Source organism: Mesorhizobium sp. M1A.F.Ca.IN.020.06.1.1 (genome assembly GCF_004023265.1).
Classification (GTDB): Bacteria; Pseudomonadota; Alphaproteobacteria; order Rhizobiales; family Rhizobiaceae; genus Mesorhizobium.
Genome location: NZ_RZSR01001017.1, coordinates 1 through 2,078, shown reverse-complemented (window position 1 = coordinate 2,078; position 2,078 = coordinate 1). Strand labels below are relative to the sequence as shown.

Here is a 2,078-nt window from a genome sequence, read left to right as displayed (position 1 = left end):
GTGCATGAGGGGCGGCTGCATGTGCTGGGGGAGGGCGGCGCGGAGGTCGTCTTCTACGACCGCCTGATCCTCGCCACCGGCGCTTCAGACCGCGTCGCCCCGATCCCTGGCTGGCAGAACGCCGGCGTCTTCAGCCTTGGCGCGGCGCAGATCGCGCTCAAGGCGCAGGGCGTCGCGCTCGGACGGCGCATCGTGCTTATCGGGTCGGGCCCCTTGCTGACGCTGGTTGGCATGCAACTCCTCAAGGCCGGAGCGGATGTGGCGGCGGTGCTCGACACCTCTTCCTGGCGCCAGCAGATGCGCGGGTTCTGGGGACTTGCCGCCCGACCAATCGTGGCGTTGCGCGGGCTGGCCCTGCGGGCGCGGCTTGGTCGCCGCTACCACGCTGGCGTGACGCCTTTGCAAATCGAGGCCGATGGACGGGGTGTCACCGGGATGCGCTGGCGCGACGCCGGCGGCCGGGAGCGCGTCACCCCATGCGACATGATCGGGATCGGCTGGCACCTGCGGGCGGAGACTCATCTGACTGACCTTGTGGGATGCGCCGTCACCTATGACGAGCAATGGCGGCAGTGGCTCCCGAAGACCGACCGGATGGGACGGGCCGGCAATGGCATCTACCTGGCCGGTGATGGGGCTCGTCCTCTCGGGGCGGACGGCGCGGAGATCGCCGGGCGCCTTGCCGCGGCGGCGTGCCTTGCCGATCTTGGAAGCCCGGTGCCCTCCGTCGGCGCCGACCTGCGCAGGCTCGCACGGCTCGAGCGCTTTGCCCGCGGTCTGGCCCAGGCCTTTCCTTGGCCAGGCGCGATGGTGAGGGCGCTTCCCGACGATACGATCGTCTGCCGCTGCGAGAACGTCACTGCCGGGGCCGTGCGCGAGGGCACGACTCTCGGCGGCGGCGAGGCCAACAGGGTGAAATCGCTCTCGCGCGTCGGCATGGGGCGCTGCCAGGGGCGTTATTGCCAGTTGGCAGCCGCCGAACTCATCGCAGCCCACGCCGGCTGTAGGCCCGAGGATGTCGGCCGGTTTCGCGGGCAGGCCCCCATCCGGCCTGCCCCCATCGGCGCCTTTCTTCGGGAGAGCTGATGCAATCCGGAGGGTTCACCTGCCAAGCGATGTCGGAATGTCGCGTTTGAAACTAGAAGTCGGCGACCTTGCCCCACGCCGAAGCATCGAAACGCCGCGGATCGTAGGATTTCGGATCGACGATCGGCTCCAACCCGGTGACAAGATCGGCGACGAGGTGCCCGGCACCGGGTCCGATGCCGAAGCCGTGACCCGAAAATCCGGCAGCCAGGAAGAAGCCTGGAACGGCGTGTATCTCGCCGATGGCCGGCACGCCGTCCGGGGTGCTGTCGATGTAGCCCGCCCAGGCCGCGCTGATCTTCGTCTGCCGCAGCGCAGGCAGCAGCTCGAGCGCGCGGGCATGGGTCAGGCGGATGGTCGCCTGATCCGGCATCGGATCGAGGATACGCATCCGCTCCATCGGCGTCGGCCGGTCGAGCCGCCAGCGTTGGAGCGTTTCGTGGCCTGAGCGCACCCCCTGCAACCCGCCGGGCGCGAGGCTGCGCCAGCGCTTCAGGAACATGGGGACGAACTGCGAAGCGAAGCGCAGCTGCTGCGGCGTCACGTCGACGCGTCCGCGCCCGCTTATGGCGAGGGTGTAGCCGCCGTCACCGCGCCGCGTCGCCGAGATCTTTGCCGTGTGCAGCGCATCCGGCAAGCCCCCCGCGCCGGGCGAGACGGACAGGATGGAGGAGCGGATCGAGGCCTGCGGAAACCGGAAACCGAACTGGCGGCAAAAGGAGGACGCCCAGGCGCCACCGGCCAAAACCGCCGCTTTCGTCCGGATCGTACCGCTTTCCGTGATCACGCCGCTCAGGCGACCGCCCTCGGTCTCGATACCGCGCGCGGCGCAATTCTGATGCACCGTGCCGCCAAGCTGGAGGATGGCGCGGGCGACCGCTGGCGCGGCCTGCGACGGATCGGCGGTCCCGTCGGGCGGCGAGAAGACGCCGCCTTTCCAGGTCCTGCCGGTGGCGCGGCCCCGCTCGCTGGCCTCGGCGCTGTCGAGCATG

The 2,078-nt window shown here is 70.0% G+C and carries 2 protein-coding genes; one reads left to right on the top strand and one right to left on the bottom strand.

The annotated features are described in order from the left end of the window. A partial coding sequence (locus tag EOA60_RS30360) for an FAD/NAD(P)-binding oxidoreductase (RefSeq protein ID WP_164899666.1) occupies positions 1–1,086 on the top strand: 1,086 nt, incomplete at its 5' end. A 52-nt stretch (positions 1,087–1,138) separates the two neighbouring features. Here EOA60_RS30360 and EOA60_RS30355 read toward each other — a convergent pair. Beyond that, a partial coding sequence (locus EOA60_RS30355; protein WP_164899665.1) for an FAD-binding oxidoreductase occupies positions 1,139–2,078 on the bottom strand: 940 nt, incomplete at its 5' end.